The sequence below is a fragment of the Lactococcus protaetiae genome (genome assembly GCF_006965445.1).
Classification (GTDB): Bacteria; Bacillota; Bacilli; order Lactobacillales; family Streptococcaceae; genus Lactococcus; species Lactococcus protaetiae.
Genome location: NZ_CP041356.1, coordinates 2014753 through 2038417, shown reverse-complemented (window position 1 = coordinate 2038417; position 23665 = coordinate 2014753). Strand labels below are relative to the sequence as shown.

The window sequence follows — 23665 nt, the reverse complement described above, 5'->3', positions numbered from 1 at the left end:
ACATGGCAAGAGTAAGTTCGGATTCGGGAGCAGCACAGGCAGCTACATCAGGCGTAGAAGCGGTTAACATTAGCAGTAAACAAACGATTCATTTCAGCCAAAGTAATATCTCAGGAATGAGTGCGGGAAAGAACGTCGCCAATCAAATGTTAGGAGATTTGGAAAAACTGATGAACTGCGTGAAGATGCAGGCAGGGAAATTTAAACAGCTCGCTGCTGTCAGGGAGGAAATGGACGCAGCAGACCAAGCGATTTTTAAGAAGAAGTGAGAGAAAAATGGTAAAAGATAAAAGTGCCGATGCGCGTTATGAATATAACCAAAAAATTCTTCAAACAGAGCGAACATTAGATGATTTGAAAGCTCAACAATTTCAACTTAAAAATACTTTAGAAAATTTTGAACAAACAACAGAAAAAGAATTTCGAAACCTGTTGGAAATTGACAGTGAAATGATGAAGTCTGGGAGTTTTTCAGCTCAGTGGGATTTTGAAGAAAATCAGGGAAAATCTCAATTTCTTAAAAATTTTATCACGCAGCAACAAGAAAATCTGACCTACGCTTTTTCACAAGAAAGTCAAAAGTTAGAAGACCAGCATGAGCAGTTTCAAAGAGAAAGGGATAATTTACCATGGGACTGATTTATTCGAGTTCAGATTCACAGAATTTGATAGAGGGGATGAATACAAACCTAAGTATTGCTAAAGCAGCAGTGCAAGATATGGTGAGTGCTAGCCACACATTGACAGCTTCTATTGGTGCAGGGAAGTTGTTGGATGGTGCAGCTTTTAGCGCAGGGAAAGATTTGTTTTCTGCACTTATCATTCCGACCATCACACGCGCTTCCTCTGCTTTTGATGATACAAAAAATCATTTAAGCCGTTATGAAAGTGCGAATAGCGAAGTGAGTGGTGAGGGCGTATTGAATGAAGACAAACTCAATGCCAAGAAAACTTCGACACAAGCCATAAAAGTAGCAACGGATAATACAGCGAGTACCTTTCGAGCACTCGCCTCCGCGGCAGATGGTATCTCTCTTCCGATTGTAGGACCGATGCTCAATGATGCGGCACAAAACTTGGAGCATTATTCAGACAGTCTTCAACAGGATATAGATAAAATCAATCAGAAACTCCAAAAACTTCATGAATTTAACTCTGCGGTAAATGGCTTATTTAATGATGATTTAAATAACTTAAAACAAATTGTTCAAAATGTTACCTTGCTAAGTGACACAGTTATAAATACCAAGACTGGTGGTTACACTCTTCCCAAAGGTACTGATGGGTCTTGGTTTACAAAATTGGCTACCACTAGTGTTCAAACTTCTATAATAGAAGGAATAAATAAAAAAGCTGAAGAAAAGATTATGGAAAAGGGAGCAGCCTATGGAGCTGGTAAAGCAGCAGATATATTTGATAGTCGCTACTCCATAACAACTGCTGATGGAAAAATACTTGGGAAGATACCAGGAGCTACTAAGGCAGCCATGACTGGAGCAGAAGATTCGGCAAAGAGCCTAGCCAAGTACGGAGGAAAAGCAGTTACTGGAACGTTTGGTCTGGTGGCTGGAGTTGGTATCGATATGGCAACAGGAGATTCCGCCCAAGAAGCTTGGGGAAAAGAAATTACAACAACTGTTACAGTTGCAAGCATTGGAGGTGCTATTGAGTTGGGATCATCAGCCCTTGTTACTGTGGGCTTAATAAGTAATCCGATAGGGTTGGGCATTGTAGGAACAATCGCAATAGGTGTTGGTGTTAGTATGCTTAATGATACTTTACGAGATCATTTTTCTGGGGTGAAAAAGTTTGAAGATAATGTTGGGAATGCAGTAGTTTCAGGTTGGAATCATGTTGCGAAAGGAGTAAGTAGCTTCTTTGGAGGTGTCTTTGGATAAAAATAAAACAACTATTATTGAAGGACAAATGTACCAAGTTTCATTTAATTCAGAAAAAGCAGCTAAAGGATGGTTATTACTTGTTAGTAAAGATGAGGAATTTTTGGTAAAGCAAAATAGTTTTCTTTTTCGTAATCGATTTCCAAGAAAGGTCTATCAAGCTGATGTAAACTTGAAGAAATATATATTGGAAAAATCAAGAAAGTCCAGAAAAGTATCTTTCAATTGGGTATTTGTTGGTATGCCACTTGGAACCTTGCTATACAAATTTATGCCCTCAGGGATATTTTTTGGCTCGTTCAATGATTCAATAAATTGGTTAATAGGAATACTAAATATTATTTTACTTTGGCTGGTTATACTTTTTAGTTTTCTATATCTCGCATATATAAGAAAATTATTTTTGCAACAAAATATTAAAAAAATGGGAGGGGACTTAAGGTTATTTGGACAATTCATTACCGATATTCCACTAGGTACCACTAAGGCGGGGATTGAGGGAACAGAAATGAGAATGAAAATAATAGCTTATGGAGCATTGAGTGTCTTCATCGTATTACCCACGATTGTTTTTCCGTTTTTTGTTCAGCTAAGATTATTTAGCATATTTATTGTGGGATTGGTATACTTAGTTTTATTCAATGGAAATTATGCTTCGGATGGAAAAACAGCAACATATGAAATTCAAATTTTAGAAAGAGAAAACAGATGAATAAAGAAGAACTCTTGCCATTGGGGAGCGTTGTGTATCTAAAAGAGGGAATCATTCCATTAATGATTGGGATTAGACAGCCTATTGTACAGTTAGATACTGAAAAATGTTACTTTGATTATGCCGCTTTTTCTCAATTAACAGGAATAAACGCAGATGAAATTGCTTACTTCAACAATGAAGATATCCGTGAAGTCGTCGCAAAGGGGTATATTGGTGACGAAGAAGCTACAATTTTAGCAGCATTAAAGGACTGGAGAGAAAACACAGATATAGAAAAAGGGCTTGTAACTAAGAATAAATCAGAAAATTCTGCTGATGGGTATAGTTTTGGATTTTGAAGATTTTAGGTGATAATGAAAATCTCAATTTCTTAAAAATTTTATCACGCAGCAACAAGAAAATCTGACCTACGCTTTTTCACAAGAAAGTCAAAAGTTAGAAGACCAGCATGAGCAGTTTCAAAGAGAAAGGGATAATTTACCATGGGACTGATTTATTCGAGTTCAGATTCACAGAATTTGATAGAGGGGATGAATACAAACCTAAGTATTGCTAAAGTAGCCGTGCAAGATATGGTGAGTGCTAGCCACACATTGACAGCTTCTATTGGTGCAGGGAAGTTGTTGGATGGTGTAGCTTTTAGCGTAGGGAAAGATTTGTTTTCTGCACTTATCATTCCGACCATCACACGCGCTTCCTCTGCTTTTGATGATACAAAAAATCATTTAAGCCGTTATGAAAGTGCGAATAGCGAAGTGAGTGGTGAGGGCGTATTGAATGAAGACAAACTCAATGCCAAGAAAACTTCGACACAAGCCATAAAAGTAGCAACGGATAATACAGCGAGTACCTTTCGAGCACTCGCCTCCGCGGCAGATGGTATCTCTCTTCCGATTGTAGGACCGATGCTCAATGATGCGGCACAAAACTTGGAGCATTATTCAGACAGTCTTCAACAGGATATAGATAAAATCAATCAGAAACTCCAAAAACTTCATGAATTTAACTCTGCGGTAAATGGCTTATTTAATGATGATTTAAATAACTTAAAACAAATTGTTCAAAATGTTACCTTGCTAAGTGACACAGTTATAAATACCAAGACTGGTGGTTACACTCTTCCCAAAGGTACTGATGGGTCTTGGTTTACAAAATTGGTAACTAATGAAGATATGGAACGTTTAGAGGATTTAGCAGGGGAGTTTGGAACAAAAATTTCTGATGTCAGAGAGTGGTTCAATGAATCTTCAGCAAAGGTTTTTGAAAAAATTACTGATAAGGTAATTAAAGAAGGGAAAAATATTGGAAAATCGTGGGGTGCTAAATTACAACCAAGAGTTAATGGGAAATTTGCGACGGATGATTTCGCTCCAAGAAAATGGTTGAGTGGAAAACTGAAAGGTATTTCGAACCCTCAAGTGACGTAATTGGAAATGTTGCAAAATGGGGTGGTAGAGGTCTGATTGCTTTAGGAGCTATTGAGAACTTCAACGAGTATAATGCGGAATATCACAATACAGGAAGAGCAATAAGTTATAGTGCAGTTGCAACCACAATTGGAGTTGCAGCAGGAACAGTAGGTTCTGCTGTTGGCGGAGCAATTGCACTTGGGGTAGGAGCGGCAGCTACAGGATTCGTTGCAACAGTTGCTGCGCCAGTAGTTGGAGCAGTAGTAGTTGGAGTTGCTGTCGGTATAGGAGTTAAAGCAGCTTATGATAGTAATTTTTTGGGAACGAGGGATGCGATAAACTTTGTAGGAGATAAAATTAACGATGTTGGCAAAGCGTTCAGTAATCCGTTGAAATCCTTTAAAGGAGCTTTTGGATGGTAGAAGTAAAATATAACAAATATCTCATCGAGGATATAAAAAAAATTAATAGTCGCTACTATCTATTGAAGATTGATGGGAAAGTGTGGATTATTGACTATTTTAATGGCTTCAATTTAAGGAATTATTTTCCGTTTAGAGTATTTTTCCAAAATTCTAGTAAGCAGGAATGGGTTATTTATGATGTTACGGAAAAGGAAAATAAATACCCAGCCAGAGCGCTCTTCACTGTCGAATTTTCTCCGTCCGGCCTGTATTTACTAGTCACTTTTTTATGGTATTTGGTTGTTATTAGTGCTTTATTTTCAGAAGGAAAAGTTTTATCAGGGTTAATTGTTCTAGTGGGGGTACCGTTAATTACTTATTTTATTTTTTTGTATATAAAAAAGTGGAAACAAATTGATATAGTCAATCAACCTTCATTTATTTTAAAAGCTGTAAATAAAAAGAATACCTCTTCCATAAAAGTAAGAGTAAAACAAATCGTAGAAATATTATTTTTTCTCATGATTTTTTTCTTCTCTTATCCGAATATCAAAGTGATGCTATTTTGTTTAGCATTATCCATCACAGTTTTTAATATTTATAATGATTCAAACTATATCCCAGATTCAGATAAACGGATAAAATATCAAATTATAGAAAATGAGGAAAAATAATTATGTTACCAATTGGAAGTATTGTTTATTTGTCAGAAGGAAATCAAAAAATAATGATTTTAAATCGAGGGGCTGTGGTAGAACAAAATGAAGAAAAAGTAATCTTTGATTATACCGGAGCTATATATCCCAATGGCTTAGACCCTGAACAAGTGTATTATTTTAATGATGAAGACATCGATGAAGTAGTGTTTGAGGGTATAAAGATGAAGAAGAAGAAAGATTTATTGTACTCTATAAGAAATGGAAAGAAAAGAATTCTAATTTGAAAAAAGGTAACTCCAATCTAAAATAATAATGACTAAATATTTATGATAGCAAATAGAAAGTTAGTTTTTTTCTATTTGTTTATTCATGACAGGTGTTTAATTTTAGGAATAAATCAGAAAATTCTGCTGATGGATATAGTTTTGGATTTTGAAGATTTTAGTTGATAATGAAAATCTCAATTTCTTAAAAATTTTATCACGCAGCAACAAGAAAATCTGACCTACGCTTTTTCACAAGAAAGTCAAAAGTTAGAAGACCAGCATGAGCAGTTTCAAAGAGAAAGGGATAATTTACCATGGGACTAATTTATTCGAGTTCAGATTCACAGGATTTGATAGAGGGATGAATACAAATCTAAGTATTGCAAAATCGGTAGTGCAGGATATTGTGAGTGCTAGTCACACATTGACAGCTTCTATTGGTGCAGGGAAGTTGTTGGATGGTGCAGCTTTTAGTGCAGGGAAAGATTTGTTTTCTGCACTTATCATTCCGACCATCACACGCGCTTCCTCTGCTTTTGATGATACAAAAAATCATTTAAGCCGTTATGAAAGCGCAAATAGCGAAGTGAGTGGTGAGGGCGTATTGAATGAAGACAAACTCAATGCCAAGAAAACTTCGACACAAGCCATAAAAGCAGCAACGGATAATACAGCGAGTGCCTTTCGAGCACTCGCCTCTGCGGCAGATGGCCTCTCTCTTCCGATTGTAGGACCGATGCTCAATGATGCGGCACAAAACTTGGAGCATTATTCAGACAGTCTTCAACAAGATATAGATAAAATCAATCAGAAACTCCAAAAACTTCATGAATTTAACTCTGCGGTAAATGGCTTATTTAATGATGATTTGAATAACTTGAAGATTGTAATGCAAAGCGTAAGTGTGTTAAAAGCAACCGTAGTAAATACCAAAAATGGAAGTTATACTCTACCTGCGGGAACAGACACTTCTTGGTTTAGTAGCTTAAAATCAGAAGAGTATAATGCTATTAGCGCAGGTATGTCTAGCAAAGATCAAACTACAATGGGGTATAAATTATTTGCTTCTGGAGCTTTATGGGTTGACAATGCTGGTCAGCTTCATTGTGATGGTAGCGCGGAGGCGAGTGCATACTTAGCTAATTTAAAAACACAAGGAAATTTTGAAATTGCTGGGATTAAGTTTAATGGGAAGGACATGCTTTTGCAGGAGCCCAGGCTGCTGCTGATGTTAAATCTCAGCTAGGAAAAAACGGACTTGAGGTTTCAGCTAATGCCAACGCTTTACTTGGTGTAAAAGCTGGAGCAAGTGGTGGTTTTATTGTAGGTAAAGATATTCTTTCATTACAAGGGGATGCTAAGGCAGAAGCGATTGCAGGGGCTTGGGCGAACGCTGATGGTAAAATAGATATTTCAAAATATGGAATCAGTGCTTTTGGAACAGCGGAAGCGAAAGCAGGGGCTGAGGGAACAGCAAATGTGGACATACAAGCAGGTGAAGGTCCTCTGAAAGTGGGGCTGGAGCCAAAGGAGACGCTTTTGCGGGAGCAAGTGCAGAAGCTCATGCAGGCTTAGGAGTTACTGCTAATGACAAAGGAGAAACTGGTTTTGATGTTGGAGCAAGTGCATTTTCTGGAGCGAAGGCCTCAGTTGAGGGGATGTTACAACAGGTTATACTACTGCAGGGATAAAAGCGGGAGTATCAACAGGAGCAGGAGCAGAGGGAGGCCTAAGTTTGAAAGCGGGAACGGTCATGTAAATGCTGATTTAGATTTGGGACTGACAGTACTGGTTGGAGTAAATGTGAATGTTTCCCTTGATATAGACTATGGGCAGGCAGAAAAAGACCTAGGTAATTTTATCTCTTTTATAAATCCATTTGATTAGAGAGGAGAATTTTGAATGGTAATAATTTTAATCCTATTATTTTTGGTGATCATTTTTGCAATGACAGGTTTTATCGTTTATTTTTCGATTTATCGTGCTGTGCGTGAAAATAAAAAGTATGAACAGTTTGCCAATGAACATGGCTATCAGTTTGATAAAGCTCAAGGACAATTATCTTATCGTGAAAGTTCAAAAACGAGTAAAACTGGAATGATTGTTAATTTGAAGCTGTTTACAAATCCCTTTGTTGAAAAATATGCGAATTATCAGACTTATCCTTTCGGTAGAGGAGCAAATATAAAGGTTGCCTATGTGATTTCTGGCATTTACGAGGAAACAAAGTTTCGAGCATTTACCTATATTTTTACAGGAAGTTCTCTCGATAGTTCTGGTAAAGGTGGAATATTTGGCATTGTGATGATTCAATGTGAAACAGAACCTACTAAAGCATTGCCAGAAAATGTTTTTTTTGAAAGAACTACTTTGTGCAGCGTGGTACAAGGAAACTTAGAGGTGGACATGATTCATCCGAGAATTGAAAAATTAAAAGAAATGAGGAATTTAAGATGACAATTAAAAAATTTCCAAGTCAGGAATTTCCACAATTACCAAGTGTTGAAATAGATGTTCAGGAAGGATGGGAAAGTCAAAGTCTTCCTAACTCTGTTATTGCTTTGACAAAAGAGGACAGTTCGAGTTTTTTCTCAAATGTCTTAATTGATATTAAGAAAGTTGAAAAAAGTTATGATTTTGCAAGCAATACGGCCGAACTTCAAAAGTATATTCAAAACTTTGAAAAACTTAATATCTTTTCTAATTCATTGTATGAAATAAATGATCAACAGTGGAAAGTTGAAGAATTTGCTTACATCAATCAAAATATAGGGGCATTAGCTCAACTTGTTGCTATTTCTTTCATTATGAGTAATGATACTAAGTTTATGATTAGCGTTACGGGACGACTAAGCTTCAAGAAGAAGAAGAGAAAAATAAAAATTATGAAGAAATCCAAAAAATGTTAAGGAGTGTCAAAGTAAATGAAAAAGAATAAAATGGTTTTTTTGCTGTTGGGATTGGTTGTAAGTCTAGTTGTTCTCGCTGGTTGTAGTGGTTCAAAATCAATACAAGGAACTTGGAAAGCTCAGGACGGAGCGGGTAAAAATTCTACAATAATATTTACCGACAAGAAAGTAACTGTAGATGGTCAGACATACAATTACACACAGAATGCAATTGGCACTGAGAATGGGATTAAATATTATGGTATAAAACAAGATGGTCAAAACTATACGATTATTTTCCCTGTCAAGAACAAGAATATCGCTATTATGATTAAACCTAATTCAACGGATGATTCCCTTAAAGGGAAAATGTTATATGCAATGAATAAAACTGTTCAACCTCGTTATAACGATTATGCAACTAAGTATCTGAAATAGATTGTTTAATTTAAAATAAGAAGTTCAGCGATGAAAGAACTATCAAATCAAGAGATGAACATTAGGCGTTTTCTCGAAAAACATGAAACAAGCTAAACTTCTATTACCATTTGTTTTAGAACAGATGATCGCACTAAATAATGATGTAGAGCTTGATGATTTAGACAGCATCAATTTTTGGGACAAATTTGCGGATGATGCGGTGCTTTGCTCTGGCAAAAAAGCAGTAAACAAACGATCCATTTCAGCCAAAGTAATATCTCAGGAATGAGTGCGGGAAAGAACGTCGCCAATCAAATGTTAGGAGATTTGGAAAAACTGATGAACTGCGTGAAGATGCAGGCAGGGAAATTTAAACAGCTCGCTGCTGTCAGGGAGGAAATGGACACAGCAGACCAAGCGATTTTTAAGAAGAAGTGAGAGAAAAATGGTAAAAGATAAAAGTGCCGATGCGCGTTATGAATATAACCAAAAAATTCTTCAAACAGAGCGAACATTAGATGATTTGAAAGCTCAACAATTTCAACTTAAAAATACTTTAGAAAATTTTGAACAAACAACAGAAAAAGAATTTCGAAACCTGTTGGAAATTGACAGTGAAATGATGAAGTCTGGGAGTTTTTCAGCTCAGTGGGATTTTGAAGAAAATCAGGGAAAATCTCAATTTCTTAAAAATTTTATCACGCAGCAACAAGAAAATCTGACCTAGACAGCTTCTATTGGTGCAGGGAAAGATTTGTTTTCTGCACTTATCATTCCGACTATTACACGTGCTTCCTCTGCTTTTGATGATGATGATTTGAAACAAATTGTTCAAAATGTTATTTTGCTAAGTGGCACAGTTGTAAATATTTATAGTTACACCTTACTCAAATGTATTGGTGAGGCTTGGTTTACTAAGATGCATGATAGTAAACAGGATAAAGATGTTCTTGAAAAAATAGATGATGCGACTAAAAAGGTACGTTCAATTAGATGGATTATAAATAAAGGTGGAGTGTTAAATATCATTCCACTGATTATTAGTGATGATTTAATTCAATTTAATTCATTAGTAACAATTGGTGGATAAAGCTAAAGGAGAAGGTAATAGATATGAAGAAAAAAACGGTAATAACTGGTGGTATTCTAGTAATTGCTATAATTGGACTTGGTGTTTCTTTTTGGTGGTTAAGTCGTCCAAAGGAAGCAGCGGGACAGTCGGTGTCCAAACCAACGATTGTTTTGGTCAATGAGGACGAAAGTGGTAAATTTGAGGGGAAGAGCTACAATTTTGGTAAAAGCTTTGTAGACTTGGTTTCAAATGACGATAAGTATAACTGGCAAGTTGCTTCACGAAGTGTGGCAGAGCGAGCTTATAAAGATGGTTCTGTAAATGCTGTGATTTATCTTCCACAAAATTTTACTTCTAATCTTTTATCCCTTCAAGCACTTGCACCCGAAAAAGCGGAAGTAAATTATAAAATTGAAACGGGGCAAAATCAGGTCAATAATGTTCAATTAGATAATAAAATCAATGGATTGCTTTATGATTTTAACACGCGTATTGTTCAAATGTATTATTCAAGTGTGGCTAACAATGTTTCGAGCGCTCAAGGGGCGATGCAGGATGTCGTTGGAAGTCAAGGTACTTTACTTAATCAATTAGGTGCAAATGTACTTCCACCGTTCAAGACGACAGCTGAATCATATACCTCTACAATCAGTCAAGCTAATTCTCTTAAGTCCAGAATAGTTCATGGATTCAATCTCAAAATAGCTTTACTAGTAGTGTGCAAAATATGCTGGATTCAACAAGTAAGACATTGAATAGTCAGCAGGTTCCTCTACAAAATTTCTTTAAAGATAATCAAAAAATTGCACAAATCAATGTAGAACATGCTAATGCTGGTATTACTCACCAATTTACCTCAGATACTGCATTCTACTTTGACCAATTTAAAGGACTTTATACTGCTAATCTGACGAATTTCAATCAATTTTCATCTCAAAATAGTGATGGAACTTCACAAGGTGTTTATCCTGATTTGACAAATCAAATAGCTCAATATAATACGTTAATCACGGAAAAAAGAGATGATATTGGGAATCAAATCACTCAACTTGCTCAACAAAGAACAGAGTTATTTGGATTGGAACAAGATGTTTTACAGCAGTTTTTTGCTTCGGATATCAGTATTAATGATTCTAACTATAAGTATGACAATCTCCAAAGTATTGTTGAAGACCCAGATTCAACTTATGCGCGTAAAGCATTAGCCGAGAAATTAGAGAAATCTTTCACTCAAGAATCACTATTGGACAGTAAGCAAAATTATTCAGCACAAATCTCCTCTTTATTGGAAGATATTTCTGTCAACTCAAGTGATTATACTGATTTATTTAACCGTTTAGTTGAAAATAACTCACTTACGCAAGAGAAAGCTGATGAATATCAAAAAGAACTTAACTTCCTTAAAAATTATGCTTCAGCTTTCGGAGTGCAGACTGGTGAATTGGATGAAATAACATTGCCTGATAATACACCTCATCAAACAATGGAGAAGACCGTAACCTTAAAGATTCCGAAAGGGAACATTGGTTATGTTAAGCTTACCGCACCAGGTACAACAATCAGTGTTTCTAATGTTAGTGGCTCAGGAGAAAACAATCCAAGTGTCAGCAGTGATAATACAACCGTCACATTGAACAATCAAAATTATATAAAAGAAGAACCTGCATTGGATGCCAATGGTAAACCTATCATGAACCCAGACGGAACGGTCCAAATGGTAGAAAAAAGCTATTCATGTGCAGGTGATGCGGTTTTGACAGTGACTTACTCAGTTGATTTTGGTTCTACACAGATTTCCACTGCAACATTGACGACTTATGATGGAAGTAGTTCTAAAACAGGGACAATCCAATTTGTTTTAAATCCAGAGCAACCAGTAAATAATGCAGTTGGTCAAACTTATTTTGAAACTCTGACTAGTATGTTTAATAAAATTGATACGAGTACACAGTTAATTAATTTTATTTATGGAAATCCTGAAGATGACTCATTGATGGTGGCCTCAGAAAACGGTCAATTACCAAGTGAAAAAGATTTCCAAGACAATAATGAAAATTCTGTTTATAATCGTTATGGTAACATGGATATCAATACTATTCAGGAACGGTTAGGGAATCAAGATGTTACAGATTATCAAGACTTAGGACAGTCTAACTTAAAACAAATTATTCAAATTTTATCAGAACTACAAGAACGCATAGATACATTGAGTCAAACGGAGAATACTCTATCAGAAAATCTTCCTAGTTCTTATTTTGCTACTCAAATGACTGCTCTCCAAAATTGGTATAATACAGCAACTAAAGCAAATGATGAAAGTTACAAATCGTGGAAAGATTCCAAGGCTGATTTACTTGCAGTAAAAAATTGGAACGAGTATAATCAAACAGACCCCAATCTCTATATTGATCCTAATGGTGGAGATAGCATCTACAAAATGATTTCTAGTTTGATGACAAGTACAAGTAAGTCTGCAACTGATACGGCTAATAATGCCAAAGCAATCAAAGATAATAGTAATCAATTTGAGGAAATGGTCAAAGGGGTCAATGTGACAAAGGCTAATGCACAAAAAGTACTTGATGGAACGGGAGAAATATTGAGCGTAGGAACTAAAGATTTGAAAAAGAGTAAGGACTATTCTACAAACTTCTCAACGGTTCTTGCCAACACTCGCGCTCCAGGAGTTAATCCAATCCCAATTTATAATTTCTTTGCTCAGCCGTTGACTGTAAAAAATATTACTCCAAAGGCAGAAAAAACAAAAAAGCAAACGATTAATTTAATTTGGATTCCTGCTTTATTTGGAGGAATCATTATAGGTGGAGTAGGAATGTATATTGTTCGTAGAAAAGCTTGAAAAGATAGTATCGATAGAATTTAAATGCTAAGTTAAAAGTATGAGATGAGGTTCTCATGCTTTTTTATTGTAGTAGTTGGCAATAGTAATTGACATATAATAAATATTTGTGCCATAATTGAGATATGATAAATCTGAAATTAGCTATACAACAACTTGCCTCAGACCTAAACATTCAAAAAATCGGCTTTACAACAGCTGATAATTTTGAATATCTTAGAAAATCTCTTGTTGAGCAAAAAGAAGCAGGACATACAAGTGGTTTTGAACATCAAAATCTTGAGGAACGTCTGTATCCCAGACTAGCAGTTGAAGATGCTAAAACTATTATCTCTATTGGTATTGCTTATCCTAATAGGGCTGAAGAGAAACCTGAGAAAACTGAATATAGACGTGGTCAGTTTTCACGAGGTTCTTGGGGGAAGATTATCATTTTGTTTTGCAACGTAAACTTAAATCTCTGGCCGAAGGGATTGAACAACTTGCAGGTGAGTTTCATTATAAAGCGATGGTTGATACAGGAGCGCTTGTTGATGTTGCAGTTGCAGCTAGAGCAGGACTCGGTTTTATCGGAAAAAATGGTTTATTGATTAACAAAGAATTTGGTTCATGGATGTTTTTAGGTGAACTTGTCACTAATCTTGAAATTGCTCCTGATCTTCCTGTTGATTATGGTTGTGGTGACTGTACGCGTTGTGTAGATTTTTGTCCAACTTCAGCGCTTCTTGGTGACGGTAGACTTGATGCTCCTCGTTGTCTGAGCTTTCAGACACAAGCTAAAGGGAAAATGCCAGAAGAATTTCGTGAAAAAATTAAAACTGTTATCTATGGTTGTGATATTTGCCAAGTTGTTTGTCCTTATAATAAAGGTATCAATAGTCATTTTCATCCAGAAATGGAACCAGACCCTGAGCTAACTAATCCTGAGCTCCTGCCCTTACTTGATCTCTCTAATAAACAATTTATCAATAAATTTGGTTCAATGGCTGGTTCTTGGCGGGGAAAAAATCCTTTGCAACGTAATGCTATCTATGCCTTAGCAAATAGCAATGATAAAACAGCTCTTCCAAAACTCCACGAAATTAAGACGAATGATGTTCGAGATTATATGGTTGATGCTGCTGAATGGGCGATTGAACGTTTGGAAAATGGTAAGATACGAATTCGTCCTCGGAAATAAAGGAGCTAGATTTGGCTCCTTTTATTTCCGAACATTTATCCATCATCAATACATATTTACGCAATATTTACAAACAATCAATATCAATCATGATAAAATTAAGAATGGAGAACGTGGATGAAAAGACATAAAATAGCACTTATAGATATAGGTTCAAATAGCGTTAGACTGGTTATCTATGATATTCAAAAAGAATATACTTATAAAGAAATTCAAGACATAAAAATGCCTATTCGCCTTTATCAGTATTTGGATGAATATGGTAATCTCTCGCAAATAGGAATAGATGAGTTAATCAAAACTTTGAGAATATTTGAAGATATTATCAAGCTTTATCACCCTAAAAAAACAATAACGACTGCTACAGCTGTCATAAGGCAAGCAAGGAATTCTTCGGATGTTCTTAAGGAGCTGGAACGACGTTCAAACTTTAAAATTAGACTTTTGTCGGAAAAAGAAGAGGCGGCTTATGGTCAATATGCGGTAAGTCATTTAACTACTTTTGAAGAAGCATATACGGTAGATATGGGTGGAGGATCTACAGAAGTCACTTATTATAGAGGTAACGAACTTATACATTCGCATAGTTTCCCATTTGGAGTAGTTCGGTTGATGGAAATGTTTTTTCAAGGTAAAGAACCAGGTGATTTGGAGGCAATGGCAGCGTGTGAGCGCTATGTTAGATCTCAATTTAAGACACAGGATTGGATTCATGCTCGCAATGTTCCTATTGTAGCGATGGGTGGCTCAAGTCGTAATATGGCTTCTATTCATCAACGAATGGTAAGTTATCCAATTACAGGACTACATGGTTACTCAATGACTGTTGAAAATATAAAGAGCACGAAATTTTTCTTGGCTGCGAAATCTTTAAAACAACTTCGGGATTTAGATGGTCTTTCACGTGACCGAGCAGATATTATTATTCCCGCGACAATAACGTTCCAAGCTTTAATAGAAACGACTTCTGCGGAGCGAATGTATTTTGTCAAGGAAGGATTACGTGAAGGACTACTTATTAATATGATTAATGCAGAGGTACCTGAAACCTATCCAGTGTCGGGAATCCGTAGAACATCGATAGCGCGTTTACTTGTTAATTATGGGATTGATCCAGCGAATGCAAAACAACGCTTGAAACGTGTACGGCTTTTTCAGGATTTGATGATTCGAGCAGGTCTTGTGATACCCTCTGAGCAGTTAAATGATTATTTATATTATGCTTCAATGCTTTATTTGGCAGGGTCTTATATTGAAGCTGATGACAGTTCAATGCACACTTTTTATCTACTAGCGAACAGTAATATTTCTGGTTTTAAACATCGAGATAGAGTTATTATTGCACTTCTTGCTTCTTATAAAAACAAGTCTTTGTTTAACCAGTACCTTACGCCCTTTCATGATTGGTTTGAAGACTCAGAGATTGAATTAATCTTAAAAGCAGGAAACCTTGTCCGCTTTTGCGATGCGTTAAATGTAATCCCAATGAATAAAATAGAGAAAGCGGAACTACTTAAAGAAGGGGCGAAGTATCGACTTCGGATAAAATGGAGTCTTCCACCTTATGGTGAACTTTCACGTGCGGAACGACAGAAGAAAAAGATAGAATATATTTTAGGGAAAAAAGTAATTTTAGATTTTTATAATTAGGGGTAAATCAGAATGGGTGAGGAAATAAAGTATTTTCATAGAGATTTAAGTTGGCTTTTGTTTAATCGCCGTGTGATTGAAAAAAGTTATGATGAGGATTACCCAATTTTAGAGCAGTTAAAATTTTTGGCGATTGCTTCTAATAACTTAGATGAGTTTTTTATGGTCAGAGTGCCTGCTATACAATCTAACGCGCGTCTTAGAAGTGAAGCACATAAACAAGTTGCTGGAACAGGAATGAATCATGAAGAAATATTAGAAGAGCTAAATCGGAGAAATCAAAAAAATCTTGATTTGCAATATCTTAGGTTTCAGGAACTTCTTGAGCATTTAAAAGAGAAAAAGGTTTATTTTAAACGTTATGATGACTTAAATGAAGTAGAGCGTCCACTTGCTGATAATTATTTTGAGCGAATAATTTTACCAGCCCTGACACCAATTGGTTTAGATTCTTATCATGCAACACCAAAGATAGAAAATCAATTGATTCATCTCTTTTTGCATTTACAAAAGGAAGGAAAAGAAGATACACGAGTGATATTGCCTTTACCTGTGCAACTTAATCGTTTGGTTGCTTTGGAGGGAACAGAAACTTTCATTAATTTAGAAGAAGTTATTCAAGGGAATTTTGATAAGATATTTTTGGGATGGCAACTAAAACGTTATTTTACGTTTAGAGTGACTTTAGATCAGAATCCTGACTTTGAAGAAGATCCTGATGATGATATTATTGAACAAATTGAAGATTATCTGATAGAACGGAGACGTGGATTACCATCACGAATTGAAATTTCTATTCGTGATGGTAACTTTGATGAATTTAAACATGACTTAGAAAAATTTGAGCATGAACTTTGTTTGAAAAAAAGAGACTTTTATTTTATTAAAGGCCCATTAGATTTGACAATACTTTTTGGATTTATTTCACAAGTAAAAGTACAACATTCGGAATGGTTATTTAGCCCATTTGTTCCTAATCAGTCAGATGATTGGTCAGAAAGCAATATTTTCTCTACAATTGATTCGGGAGATATTTTGCTTCATCATCCTTATGATTCTTATCAACCTGTGCTTAATTTCTTATCTGCAGCTGCTAAAAGTCCAGATACTATTGCGATTAAGCAAACATTGTACCGTGTTGCCGAGGATTCGCGTGTTATTGAGGCATTATGTGCCGCGAGTAAGGCTGGTAAACAGGTTACAGCAGTTGTAGAATTAAAGGCAAGATTTGATGAAGAAAATAATCTGAAGTGGGTGAAAGTGCTTGAGGATGCAGGTGTTTATGTCATTTATGGGGTGCCAGATTTAAAAACACATTCAAAAGCTTTACTTGTTGTAAAGAAAGTTGGTGAGGAAACAAAATCTTATGTTCACCTCGGAACAGGAAACTATAATGAGAGCACTTCAAAAATGTATACAGATATTAGTTTACTGTCTGCCAATCCCGCCTATGGTCGTGATTTAGTGAGTTTCTTTAATTTTGTTGCAGGTTATTCTGAATTACCAAATTATGAGCGAATTGTCGTTTCTCCTTTTGGTATCAGTATGATGATTGTGAAAAAGATTGATGAACAAATTGAGCGACAAATGACACATCAGGATGGCTATATTTTTCTGAAGGTTAATGCACTTACGAGTAAGCTGATTATTGATAAACTTTATGAGGCTTCACAAAAGGGAGTAAAAATTCAGCTTATTGTTCGTGGGGCTTGCGTTTTGAAAGTGGGAAATAAAGAGCAGAGTGAAACAATAGAGGTAAGGTCAATTGTTGGAAGATTTTTAGAGCATAGTCGGATTTATGCTTTTGGGAGTGGAAAACATCAGGAGATATGGATTTCGTCAGCTGATACGATGACACGTAATATGGATAACCGTATCGAGATTGCAACGCGTTTGTATGACAAGCAAGTTGTAAATCAAGCGCGTGAAATTATCCAAGCATTTACCAAGTATGATAAAAAAACTTTCTTTTTACATCCAAATGAGCTTTATCAGACTCACTTGATTCATAGCGAATTGAGCCCTCAAACGTATTTTGTAAAAGAAGCGGAGAAACGTTCAGTAGAAGTGCAAAAAGAAGTGTATGCGGCAAAGAGAGTGAGTTTTTTTAAACGATTATTTAATCGAAGATAGTATTTTTCTTGACAGAAATGTTAATTTGTCTAAAAATGTGATAAAATAAAGGTTATGGAACTATCTGAAATTAGAAATTTACTAGAAGGATACAATGAGAAAATAGAGGATTTTAGAAGCTCATTGGACCTTGAACGCCTTGAAGAAGAAATAGCTCTTTTAGACAATGATATGGCACAGCCAGATTTTTGGAATGACCAAGCGGCTGCGCAAAAAGTAATTGATGAGTCAAATGGTCTAAAGGCAAAATATGATAACTTCATGGCGATGAATAGCATGCTCGAAGAAGCTCAGATGATGCTGGAGATGCTGCAAGAAGAAGCTGATGAAGAAATGCAAGTCGAACTTGAAGAGCTGACGATAGCATTAGGTCAAAAAATAGAGTCTTATGAGTTAGAAATCATGTTGAACCAGCCCTATGACCACATGAATGCTGTACTTGAAATTCACCCAGGATCTGGTGGAACTGAGTCACAAGACTGGGGTTCAATGTTGATGCGGATGTATACGCGTTGGGGTGAAGCACATGGTTTTAAGGTTGAAATTTTGGACTACCAAGATGGTGATGTCGCTGGTTTGAAGTCTGTAACGATTCGGTTTGTAGGGCGTAATGCTTATGGATTTTTACGAGGTGAAAAAGGTGTGCATCGTTTAGTACGTATTTCTCCGTTTGATTCGGCAAATCGTCGCCATACTTCCTTTACTTCAGTAGATGTTATGCCAGAATTGGATGATACGATTGAGGTAGATGTTCGCGATGCAGATATTAAGATGGATACTTTCCGCTCTGGTGGAGCTGGTGGACAAAACGTCAATAAGGTCAGCACAGGAGTGCGTTTAACCCATATTCCAACAGGTATTGTCGTCCAATCTACAATGGACCGGACGCAGTATGGTAACCGAGATAAAGCAATGGCAATGTTGAAATCAAAATTGTATCAAATGGAAATGGAGAAAAAACAAGCAGAGGCTGATGAACTTCGTGGTGATCAGTCTGAGATTTCTTGGGGAAGTCAAATACGTTCTTACGTTTTCATGCCTTATCAATTAGTCAAAGATACTCGCACAGGTTATGAAACAGGGCAAATTGCAAATGTTATGGATGGAGATATTGATGGTTTCATCAATGCATACTTGAGATGGAACTTATGAAAGTGAACAATGCTCTGTAAGTGCTGACAGAAATCTGTCAGTAACTTTTTTGTTATCAAAGTAAATTTTAGATAAAAAAAGAGCTACCAAAAGCGTTCTTTATTTGATATAATTAGAACGTCCATAGTGATTAAAATATATTTTTGTTTGTCAGTTACTGATAGCATCGCAAGATAAGCATTTTTCTTACGAGATGGTAACTAATCAATCAAATCTTATACAGGAAAGGTACTATGAGTATTATAAAACTAAGTAATGTTTCCAAGAAATATTCTAATGGGACAACAGCTTTGCGTAATATCTCTCTCGAAATCGAGCCAGGAGAATTTACCTATATTGTTGGACCATCGGGAGCTGGGAAATCTACATTTATCAAACTCCTCTATCGTGAGTTGAAGATTGACCGAGGTTCTGGAAAAGTTGCGCAATATGATTTAGCAAAATTAAGACGTCGTGATGTGCCAATGTTGCGTCGTTCTGTTGGTGTTGTATTCCAAGACTATAAACTTTTGCCTAAGAAAACTGTTTATGAAAATATCGCCTATGCGATGGAAGTTATCGGAAAACGTCCGCGTGAAATCAAGAAACGTGTCAATGAAGTGCTTGATCTTGTTGGACTGAAACATAAGATTCGTTCATTTCCAAATGAACTTTCTGGTGGGGAACAGCAACGTGTTGCGATTGCAAGGTCAATTGCTAACGCACCAAAAGTATTGATTGCCGATGAACCAACGGGGAACTTAGACCCAGAAAATTCTTGGGAAATTATGAATTTGCTTGAAAAAATTAATCTTCAAGGGACAACCATTTTGATGGCAACTCACAATAGCCAAATCGTTAATACATTGAAACACCGTGTTATTGCGATTGAAAACGGACGTATTGTACGTGACCAAGAGGAAGGAGTTTACGGCTACGATGATTAGAAATTTCTTCAAGCACCTTGGTGAGTCATTAAAAAATTTAAAGCGTAATGGTTGGATGACCGTTGCAGCGGTATCATCAGTTATGATTACGCTTGTTTTAGTTGGACTTTTCCTCTCATTGATTATGAACACGACGAAATTAGCTTCGGATATTGAAAATAATGTTCGTGTTGTAGCTTATATGAAATTGGATGTTCATGACCAAGAAGCCAAGATTCAGGACCCTAAAGATAAAGGGAAAATGATTGAAAATCCTGCTTATTTAAAGGTTTACAACGCAATTAAAGAAGTACCAAATGTTAAAAAAATTACTTTTTCAAGTAAAGAAGAGCAGTTAAAACAACTTACTGCGACGCTCGGTAAAACTTGGAATCTTTTCCAAGGTGATGCCAATCCATTGTATGATGCTTATATTGTTGAAGCAGATAAGCCTGCACATGTAAAATCTGTGACAGCATCAATATCGAAGATTTCAGGAATTGAAAAAGCAACCTACGGTGGTGCAAATACAAATCGTATTTTTGACATTGCTGGAGTCGTTCGGACTTGGGACTTGCAGCTGCTGGGCTTTTGCTATTTGTTGCTGTATTCCTGATATCGAATACGATTCGAATTACGATTATGTCGCGTCAAAGAGAAATTCAGATTATGCGTTTAGTGGGAGCTAAAAACGGCTATATTCGCTGGCCTTTCTTTTTAGAAGGAGCATGGGTTGGGTTACTCGGTTCAATCGTACCAAGTGTTTTAATTATTTGGCTTTATAGACTCGCATTTGTGAGTTTCACGCCGAGCCTTAAAACACAAGATTTGTCAATGCTTCCACCATCAACTTTTATCCCACAAATTGTTGGTATTATGGTTGTCATTGGCGTACTCATTGGGTCATTCGGAGCGCTCTTGTCAATGAGACGTTTCCTTAAAATCTAATAAAAATAAAGAAAACAGAAAGTCAAATGACTTATCTGTTTTTTTGTGTCTAAAATGCCGTATTTACATTATGTTATTTGCTATAATATTGCAAAATGATTTCAAAAAAAGTATAATAGATTTGTAAAATACTATTTTGTAAAATAATAAAAATAGATATTGATCTAGTGTCGTAGAATAAAAAGTGTAGTGAAAGTTAATCATAATATGCTAAATAAATCAAAAAAAGATATATTAAATATGGAATTGATTGAAGATAGGTATTTTGAGAAAGGAAACTGGAGTTTGAAAATTCGACAAAGTCTGGCTGCTCTTTTTTCATGGATAATATTGATTTATCCTATCTTGGTTGCAGTAAACTCCTCTACTTCTAAGCCTTTTTGGGATTTTATTTTTCATTGGAGTTTTGCGGAAGGACGTGTATTTGAACACATTGTATTTTCCGTACTGCTCAAAGGTGGGATTGGAGTTATTCTTATTAGTACAATGTTTCTTATTCATAATAATTATATGGAAGAGCATGTCTTTGCTAAGAAAAAATTATATAACGAGTTTCAGGCTGAAAATCGTACAAAAGTGTTGAATGAGATTTATACAGCACGTTTTGGGAAACAAGAATTTCGTGAAAGCATACAATATTACATCGTTGCATCAGAACAAAATCTCCCAGATCACTTGATAGAAGACGAATTTAAGAAAAAAGGATGCTGATTTAATTTGTCAAATATATTTGGATTCCTATCTTCAGTATTATTTTACTATCCGATGATTGGAGCACTTGCTTGGACTCTTGGAGGAATTTTTTATCGTTTTTTATATAAAGGGAGGCTTAAAACATTTCAAAGAGTTGCTATTGAAGCTGAGCCAATGATTACGATTATGATTCCAGCACATAATGAGGAATTAGTGATTGAAGATACAATTGAATATCTATTTACTGAATTAGATTATCATAATTTTGAGGTTTTAGTTTGTGATGATGGCTCAACAGATTTGACACCAAATATATTGCAAAGATTAATGCTCAAATATCCTAGACTTCGTGTTGTTCGAATTACTGCAAATAAGGGAAAGGCACACGCTTTTAATATTGGTATTTCATTTGCTAAGGGGGAATTTATTTTAAGCAATGATGCGGACATTATGCCAGAACGTGATGCGCTTTGGCGGTATATGAATTATTTTATTGGAGATAAGTTTCAAAATACTGGGGCTGTCACAGTCAATATGACGGTTCAAAATCGCTCTCTTTTAGTTGAAAAATCACAAACTGTGGAGTTTTCAAGTATTGCTGGAATTATCAAACGAACACAGATGGGAGTTTTAGGGGCAATTTATGCTTACAGTGGAGCAAATACCATGTATCGTAAGAAAGCTTTGTTTGATGTAGGAATTTTTAGGCAGGATAGAGCGACTGAGGATATTTCCATTGCTTGGGACCAACAATTTCATGGGTGGCAGGCAGTTTATACTCCAGATATTATTGCTTATATGAATGTTCCGAATACGTTTGATGCATTGTATAAACAGCGTAAAAGATGGGCTAAGGGTGGAACAGAGTCATGGTTTACTAATTTTGGACGTATTTTTAAACATCCGTTGCATTATTTGCCTAAGGTTGTCCTTCTTATTGATCAGACTCTGAGTATTGTCTGGGCTTTTTACTATGTTATAGGGACGATTATTATGATAGGACAATTTATTATTGATGTTTTAACAAATAATTATTTGGATTTGAATATTCATTTGGAACGATTTTTTATTTTTTACTCTTATGTAAGTGTTGTTGGTTTTTTTCAACTTTTTTCTTCACTTGCTTTGGAAAGCCATGAATCTAAGATGAAATATATTATTTTTTCTCCACTTTACTTGTTATGGTATTGGATCGTTGGACCTATTACAGTTATTACTAGCTTTAAAGCAGCGATTCAAGGAGTCGTTAAAGGTGAAGCTTCAGGGACATGGGTAAGTCCTGAGCGAACAAAAATGAAAAAAGATTGAAGAAGATGATAATATAAAAAACTTACTCTAGGGTAAGTTTTTTTATATTATCATGAGGATCTTTTAGATATTGTAATCATCGTCAGACATGGCTTCGACTTCACCAAGAAGATAAGAATTACCGACTTGTGAGAAGAAATCATGGTTTGATGAAGAAGTTGAAATGCCATTCATTACTACTGGGTTGACATCTGCTGCAGTATCTGGAAATAGTGGGTCTTGACCGAGATTCATCAGAGCTTTGTTTGCGTTGTAGCGAACAAAAGTTAAAACTTCATCAGTCCATCCAATCTTGTCGTAGAGAAGAGCAGAGTATTTTTCTTCATTTTCATAGAGTTGATAGAGGAGTTCGTACATCCACTCACGAAACTCACTTTGTTCTTCTTCTGAAAGTTCGTTAAAGCCGAGTTGGAACTTATAACCGATATAAGTTCCGTGAACACTCTCGTCACGAATAATCAATTTGATAATTTCCGCAGAATTTATCATTTTGTTGTTACCTAAATAGCGTAATGGTGTATAGAAACCAGAGTAGAAGAGGCAAGTTTCGAGAAATACAGAGGCTACTTTCTTTTGGAGAGGAGTACCATTTTCATAAATACCATTGATGATTTCAGCTTTTTTTTGCATATAAACATTTGTATCAACCCAATCAAACAATTCAGTGATTTCTTTTTTGGTGTTTAAGGTTGAAAAAATGGTTGAGTAGGATTTTGCATGGACAGACTCCATAAATTGGATATTATTGAAACAAGCAATTTCCTGTGGTGTGCGTGAGTCATGCTTGAGGACTTCGGCACCATCTACAGACTGTAAAGTGTCTAGTAGAGTAAGTCCAGCAAAAGCTTTTGCAAATGTATCACGTTCAACCTGAGGAAGTTTACGCCAGTCATCTAGGTCATTGGAAACAGGAACGCGTGTGTCCAACCAAAATTGGCTTGTCAGTTTTTCCCAAGTATATTTGTCAATAGAATCCTCAATGGAATTCCAGTCAATTGCACTGTAATAAGTAGGTACAATAAGATTTTCAGTTTCAGACATAATGAAAATGTAAGTTCGACTTTTCTGAAGTTAAAAAAATTTTACATGATATTTTGAACTTCAG

26 protein-coding genes and 3 pseudogenes are annotated in these 23665 nt (G+C 35.8%); 28 read left to right on the top strand and 1 reads right to left on the bottom strand.

The window, feature by feature from the left end:
- Positions 1 to 2: 2 nt before the first annotated feature.
- From FLP15_RS09740 to FLP15_RS09610, 28 genes and pseudogenes are all read left to right on the top strand, one after another.
- Positions 3 to 269 carry a hypothetical protein gene (locus FLP15_RS09740; protein ID WP_142766955.1) on the top strand — a complete coding sequence of 89 codons (267 nt, stop codon included), beginning with the start codon at positions 3 to 5 and terminating at the stop codon, positions 267 to 269.
- Positions 270 to 276: 7 nt separating this feature from the next.
- The gene (locus FLP15_RS09735; RefSeq protein WP_142766954.1) at positions 277 to 639 is read left to right on the top strand and encodes a hypothetical protein; all 363 of its coding nucleotides are present in this window, start codon (positions 277 to 279) and stop codon (positions 637 to 639) included.
- The gene (locus tag FLP15_RS09730; protein ID WP_142766953.1) at positions 630 to 1898 is read left to right on the top strand and encodes a T7SS effector LXG polymorphic toxin; all 1269 of its coding nucleotides are present in this window, start codon (positions 630 to 632) and stop codon (positions 1896 to 1898) included. Before FLP15_RS09735 ends, FLP15_RS09730 begins: the two co-directional genes overlap by 10 nt.
- Complete coding sequence (locus FLP15_RS09725; protein ID WP_142766952.1) at positions 1891 to 2610, top strand: hypothetical protein; 720 nt, start codon at positions 1891 to 1893, stop codon at positions 2608 to 2610. Before FLP15_RS09730 ends, FLP15_RS09725 begins: the two co-directional genes overlap by 8 nt.
- Positions 2607 to 2951, top strand: a complete 345-nt coding sequence (locus FLP15_RS09720; RefSeq protein ID WP_142766951.1) for a DUF4176 domain-containing protein — start codon at positions 2607 to 2609, stop codon at positions 2949 to 2951. Before FLP15_RS09725 ends, FLP15_RS09720 begins: the two co-directional genes overlap by 4 nt.
- A 144-nt stretch (positions 2952 to 3095) precedes the next feature.
- Positions 3096 to 4040 carry a T7SS effector LXG polymorphic toxin gene (locus tag FLP15_RS09715; RefSeq protein WP_142766950.1) on the top strand — a complete coding sequence of 315 codons (945 nt, stop codon included), beginning with the start codon at positions 3096 to 3098 and terminating at the stop codon, positions 4038 to 4040.
- Positions 3992 to 4444 carry a hypothetical protein gene (locus tag FLP15_RS09710; protein ID WP_142766949.1) on the top strand — a complete coding sequence of 151 codons (453 nt, stop codon included), beginning with the start codon at positions 3992 to 3994 and terminating at the stop codon, positions 4442 to 4444. The genes FLP15_RS09715 and FLP15_RS09710 overlap by 49 nt, the downstream gene beginning before the upstream one ends.
- Positions 4438 to 5100 carry a hypothetical protein gene (locus tag FLP15_RS09705; protein ID WP_142766948.1) on the top strand — a complete coding sequence of 221 codons (663 nt, stop codon included), beginning with the start codon at positions 4438 to 4440 and terminating at the stop codon, positions 5098 to 5100. Before FLP15_RS09710 ends, FLP15_RS09705 begins: the two co-directional genes overlap by 7 nt.
- Positions 5100 to 5395: pseudogene (locus tag FLP15_RS09700) on the top strand (DUF4176 domain-containing protein). The gene FLP15_RS09705 and the pseudogene FLP15_RS09700 overlap by 1 nt, the downstream one beginning before the upstream one ends.
- A gap of 317 nt (positions 5396 to 5712) precedes the next feature.
- A complete protein-coding gene (locus FLP15_RS09695) occupies positions 5713 to 6597 on the top strand; it encodes a T7SS effector LXG polymorphic toxin (RefSeq protein ID WP_190288288.1) in 885 nt (294 codons plus the stop codon).
- A gap of 341 nt (positions 6598 to 6938) precedes the next feature.
- On the top strand, positions 6939 to 7238 hold the full coding sequence (locus tag FLP15_RS09690) for a hypothetical protein (protein ID WP_142766946.1): 300 nt from the start codon (positions 6939 to 6941) through the stop codon (positions 7236 to 7238).
- A gap of 15 nt (positions 7239 to 7253) precedes the next feature.
- Positions 7254 to 7808, top strand: a complete 555-nt coding sequence (locus tag FLP15_RS09685; protein ID WP_142766945.1) for a hypothetical protein — start codon at positions 7254 to 7256, stop codon at positions 7806 to 7808.
- Complete coding sequence (locus FLP15_RS09680) at positions 7805 to 8260, top strand: hypothetical protein (RefSeq protein ID WP_142766944.1); 456 nt, start codon at positions 7805 to 7807, stop codon at positions 8258 to 8260. Before FLP15_RS09685 ends, FLP15_RS09680 begins: the two co-directional genes overlap by 4 nt.
- Positions 8261 to 8290: 30 nt before the next feature.
- A complete protein-coding gene (locus tag FLP15_RS09675) occupies positions 8291 to 8677 on the top strand; it encodes a glycosyltransferase (protein WP_342588721.1) in 387 nt (128 codons plus the stop codon).
- A gap of 82 nt (positions 8678 to 8759) precedes the next feature.
- Complete coding sequence (locus FLP15_RS09670) at positions 8760 to 8948, top strand: hypothetical protein (protein WP_142766942.1); 189 nt, start codon at positions 8760 to 8762, stop codon at positions 8946 to 8948.
- Positions 8945 to 9097, top strand: coding sequence for a hypothetical protein (locus tag FLP15_RS12785; protein ID WP_190288287.1), 153 nt, complete (start codon positions 8945 to 8947; stop codon positions 9095 to 9097). Before FLP15_RS09670 ends, FLP15_RS12785 begins: the two co-directional genes overlap by 4 nt.
- Before the next feature lie 7 nt (positions 9098 to 9104).
- Positions 9105 to 9386 (top strand): hypothetical protein, encoded by a 282-nt coding sequence (locus FLP15_RS09665; RefSeq protein ID WP_142766941.1) that lies wholly within the window; start codon positions 9105 to 9107, stop codon positions 9384 to 9386.
- 27 nt (positions 9387 to 9413) lie between these two features.
- Complete coding sequence (locus FLP15_RS09660; RefSeq protein WP_142766940.1) at positions 9414 to 9749, top strand: hypothetical protein; 336 nt, start codon at positions 9414 to 9416, stop codon at positions 9747 to 9749.
- A 23-nt stretch (positions 9750 to 9772) separates the two neighbouring features.
- Positions 9773 to 10486 carry a type VII secretion protein EsaA gene (gene esaA, locus FLP15_RS09655; protein ID WP_142766939.1) on the top strand — a complete coding sequence of 238 codons (714 nt, stop codon included), beginning with the start codon at positions 9773 to 9775 and terminating at the stop codon, positions 10484 to 10486.
- Entirely contained in the window at positions 10459 to 12591 is a 2133-nt protein-coding gene (locus FLP15_RS09650; RefSeq protein WP_142766938.1) for a hypothetical protein, read from the top strand. The genes esaA and FLP15_RS09650 overlap by 28 nt, the downstream gene beginning before the upstream one ends.
- Positions 12592 to 12719: 128 nt before the next feature.
- Positions 12720 to 13726: pseudogene (gene queG / locus FLP15_RS09645) on the top strand (tRNA epoxyqueuosine(34) reductase QueG); the annotation flags it as partial.
- Positions 13727 to 13888: 162 nt separating this feature from the next.
- Positions 13889 to 15421 carry a Ppx/GppA family phosphatase gene (locus FLP15_RS09640; protein WP_142766937.1) on the top strand — a complete coding sequence of 511 codons (1533 nt, stop codon included), beginning with the start codon at positions 13889 to 13891 and terminating at the stop codon, positions 15419 to 15421.
- A gap of 12 nt (positions 15422 to 15433) precedes the next feature.
- The gene (gene ppk1, locus FLP15_RS09635) at positions 15434 to 17554 is read left to right on the top strand and encodes a polyphosphate kinase 1 (protein ID WP_142766936.1); all 2121 of its coding nucleotides are present in this window, start codon (positions 15434 to 15436) and stop codon (positions 17552 to 17554) included.
- A 54-nt stretch (positions 17555 to 17608) separates the two neighbouring features.
- On the top strand, positions 17609 to 18706 hold the full coding sequence (gene prfB / locus FLP15_RS09630; protein ID WP_142766935.1) for a peptide chain release factor 2: 1098 nt from the start codon (positions 17609 to 17611) through the stop codon (positions 18704 to 18706).
- Positions 18707 to 18939: 233 nt separating this feature from the next.
- Positions 18940 to 19632, top strand: coding sequence for a cell division ATP-binding protein FtsE (gene ftsE / locus FLP15_RS09625; RefSeq protein ID WP_120771838.1), 693 nt, complete (start codon positions 18940 to 18942; stop codon positions 19630 to 19632).
- Positions 19625 to 20559 (top strand): annotated as a pseudogene (gene ftsX, locus FLP15_RS09620) (permease-like cell division protein FtsX). The gene ftsE and the pseudogene ftsX overlap by 8 nt, the downstream one beginning before the upstream one ends.
- Before the next feature lie 189 nt (positions 20560 to 20748).
- Complete coding sequence (locus tag FLP15_RS09615) at positions 20749 to 21270, top strand: hypothetical protein (protein ID WP_142766934.1); 522 nt, start codon at positions 20749 to 20751, stop codon at positions 21268 to 21270.
- Between the two features lie 54 nt (positions 21271 to 21324).
- On the top strand, positions 21325 to 22560 hold the full coding sequence (locus FLP15_RS09610; protein ID WP_142767494.1) for a glycosyltransferase family 2 protein: 1236 nt from the start codon (positions 21325 to 21327) through the stop codon (positions 22558 to 22560).
- Between the two features lie 63 nt (positions 22561 to 22623).
- Here FLP15_RS09610 and nrdF read toward each other — a convergent pair whose 3' ends face one another.
- Positions 22624 to 23601, bottom strand: coding sequence for a class 1b ribonucleoside-diphosphate reductase subunit beta (nrdF, locus tag FLP15_RS09605; protein ID WP_142766933.1), 978 nt, complete (start codon positions 23599 to 23601; stop codon positions 22624 to 22626).
- Positions 23602 to 23665 lie beyond the last annotated feature (64 nt).

What these genes read in the sequence shown, in the direction of transcription:
- ppk1 (WP_142766936.1), top strand. Translation starts at nt 15,434, where the DNA reads ATGGGTGAGGAAATAAAGTATTTTCATAGAGATTTAAGTTGGCTTTTG.
- FLP15_RS09680 (WP_142766944.1), top strand. Translation starts at nt 7,805, where the DNA reads ATGACAATTAAAAAATTTCCAAGTCAGGAATTTCCACAATTACCAAGT.
- FLP15_RS12785 (WP_190288287.1), top strand. Translation starts at nt 8,945, where the DNA reads ATGAGTGCGGGAAAGAACGTCGCCAATCAAATGTTAGGAGATTTGGAA.
- FLP15_RS09730 (WP_142766953.1), top strand. Translation starts at nt 630, where the DNA reads ATGGGACTGATTTATTCGAGTTCAGATTCACAGAATTTGATAGAGGGG.
- FLP15_RS09720 (WP_142766951.1), top strand. Translation starts at nt 2,607, where the DNA reads ATGAATAAAGAAGAACTCTTGCCATTGGGGAGCGTTGTGTATCTAAAA.
- FLP15_RS09640 (WP_142766937.1), top strand. Translation starts at nt 13,889, where the DNA reads ATGAAAAGACATAAAATAGCACTTATAGATATAGGTTCAAATAGCGTT.
- FLP15_RS09740 (WP_142766955.1), top strand. Translation starts at nt 3, where the DNA reads ATGGCAAGAGTAAGTTCGGATTCGGGAGCAGCACAGGCAGCTACATCA.
- nrdF (WP_142766933.1), bottom strand. Translation starts at nt 23,601, where the DNA reads ATGTCTGAAACTGAAAATCTTATTGTACCTACTTATTACAGTGCAATT.
- FLP15_RS09695 (WP_190288288.1), top strand. Translation starts at nt 5,713, where the DNA reads ATGAATACAAATCTAAGTATTGCAAAATCGGTAGTGCAGGATATTGTG.
- FLP15_RS09675 (WP_342588721.1), top strand. Translation starts at nt 8,291, where the DNA reads ATGGTTTTTTTGCTGTTGGGATTGGTTGTAAGTCTAGTTGTTCTCGCT.
- FLP15_RS09710 (WP_142766949.1), top strand. Translation starts at nt 3,992, where the DNA reads ATGGTTGAGTGGAAAACTGAAAGGTATTTCGAACCCTCAAGTGACGTA.
- FLP15_RS09665 (WP_142766941.1), top strand. Translation starts at nt 9,105, where the DNA reads ATGGTAAAAGATAAAAGTGCCGATGCGCGTTATGAATATAACCAAAAA.
- ftsE (WP_120771838.1), top strand. Translation starts at nt 18,940, where the DNA reads ATGAGTATTATAAAACTAAGTAATGTTTCCAAGAAATATTCTAATGGG.
- esaA (WP_142766939.1), top strand. Translation starts at nt 9,773, where the DNA reads ATGAAGAAAAAAACGGTAATAACTGGTGGTATTCTAGTAATTGCTATA.
- FLP15_RS09705 (WP_142766948.1), top strand. Translation starts at nt 4,438, where the DNA reads ATGGTAGAAGTAAAATATAACAAATATCTCATCGAGGATATAAAAAAA.
- FLP15_RS09650 (WP_142766938.1), top strand. Translation starts at nt 10,459, where the DNA reads ATGCTGGATTCAACAAGTAAGACATTGAATAGTCAGCAGGTTCCTCTA.
- FLP15_RS09610 (WP_142767494.1), top strand. Translation starts at nt 21,325, where the DNA reads ATGATTGGAGCACTTGCTTGGACTCTTGGAGGAATTTTTTATCGTTTT.
- FLP15_RS09690 (WP_142766946.1), top strand. Translation starts at nt 6,939, where the DNA reads ATGACAAAGGAGAAACTGGTTTTGATGTTGGAGCAAGTGCATTTTCTG.
- prfB (WP_142766935.1), top strand. Translation starts at nt 17,609, where the DNA reads ATGGAACTATCTGAAATTAGAAATTTACTAGAAGGATACAATGAGAAA.
- FLP15_RS09715 (WP_142766950.1), top strand. Translation starts at nt 3,096, where the DNA reads ATGGGACTGATTTATTCGAGTTCAGATTCACAGAATTTGATAGAGGGG.
- FLP15_RS09685 (WP_142766945.1), top strand. Translation starts at nt 7,254, where the DNA reads ATGGTAATAATTTTAATCCTATTATTTTTGGTGATCATTTTTGCAATG.
- FLP15_RS09735 (WP_142766954.1), top strand. Translation starts at nt 277, where the DNA reads ATGGTAAAAGATAAAAGTGCCGATGCGCGTTATGAATATAACCAAAAA.
- FLP15_RS09670 (WP_142766942.1), top strand. Translation starts at nt 8,760, where the DNA reads ATGAAACAAGCTAAACTTCTATTACCATTTGTTTTAGAACAGATGATC.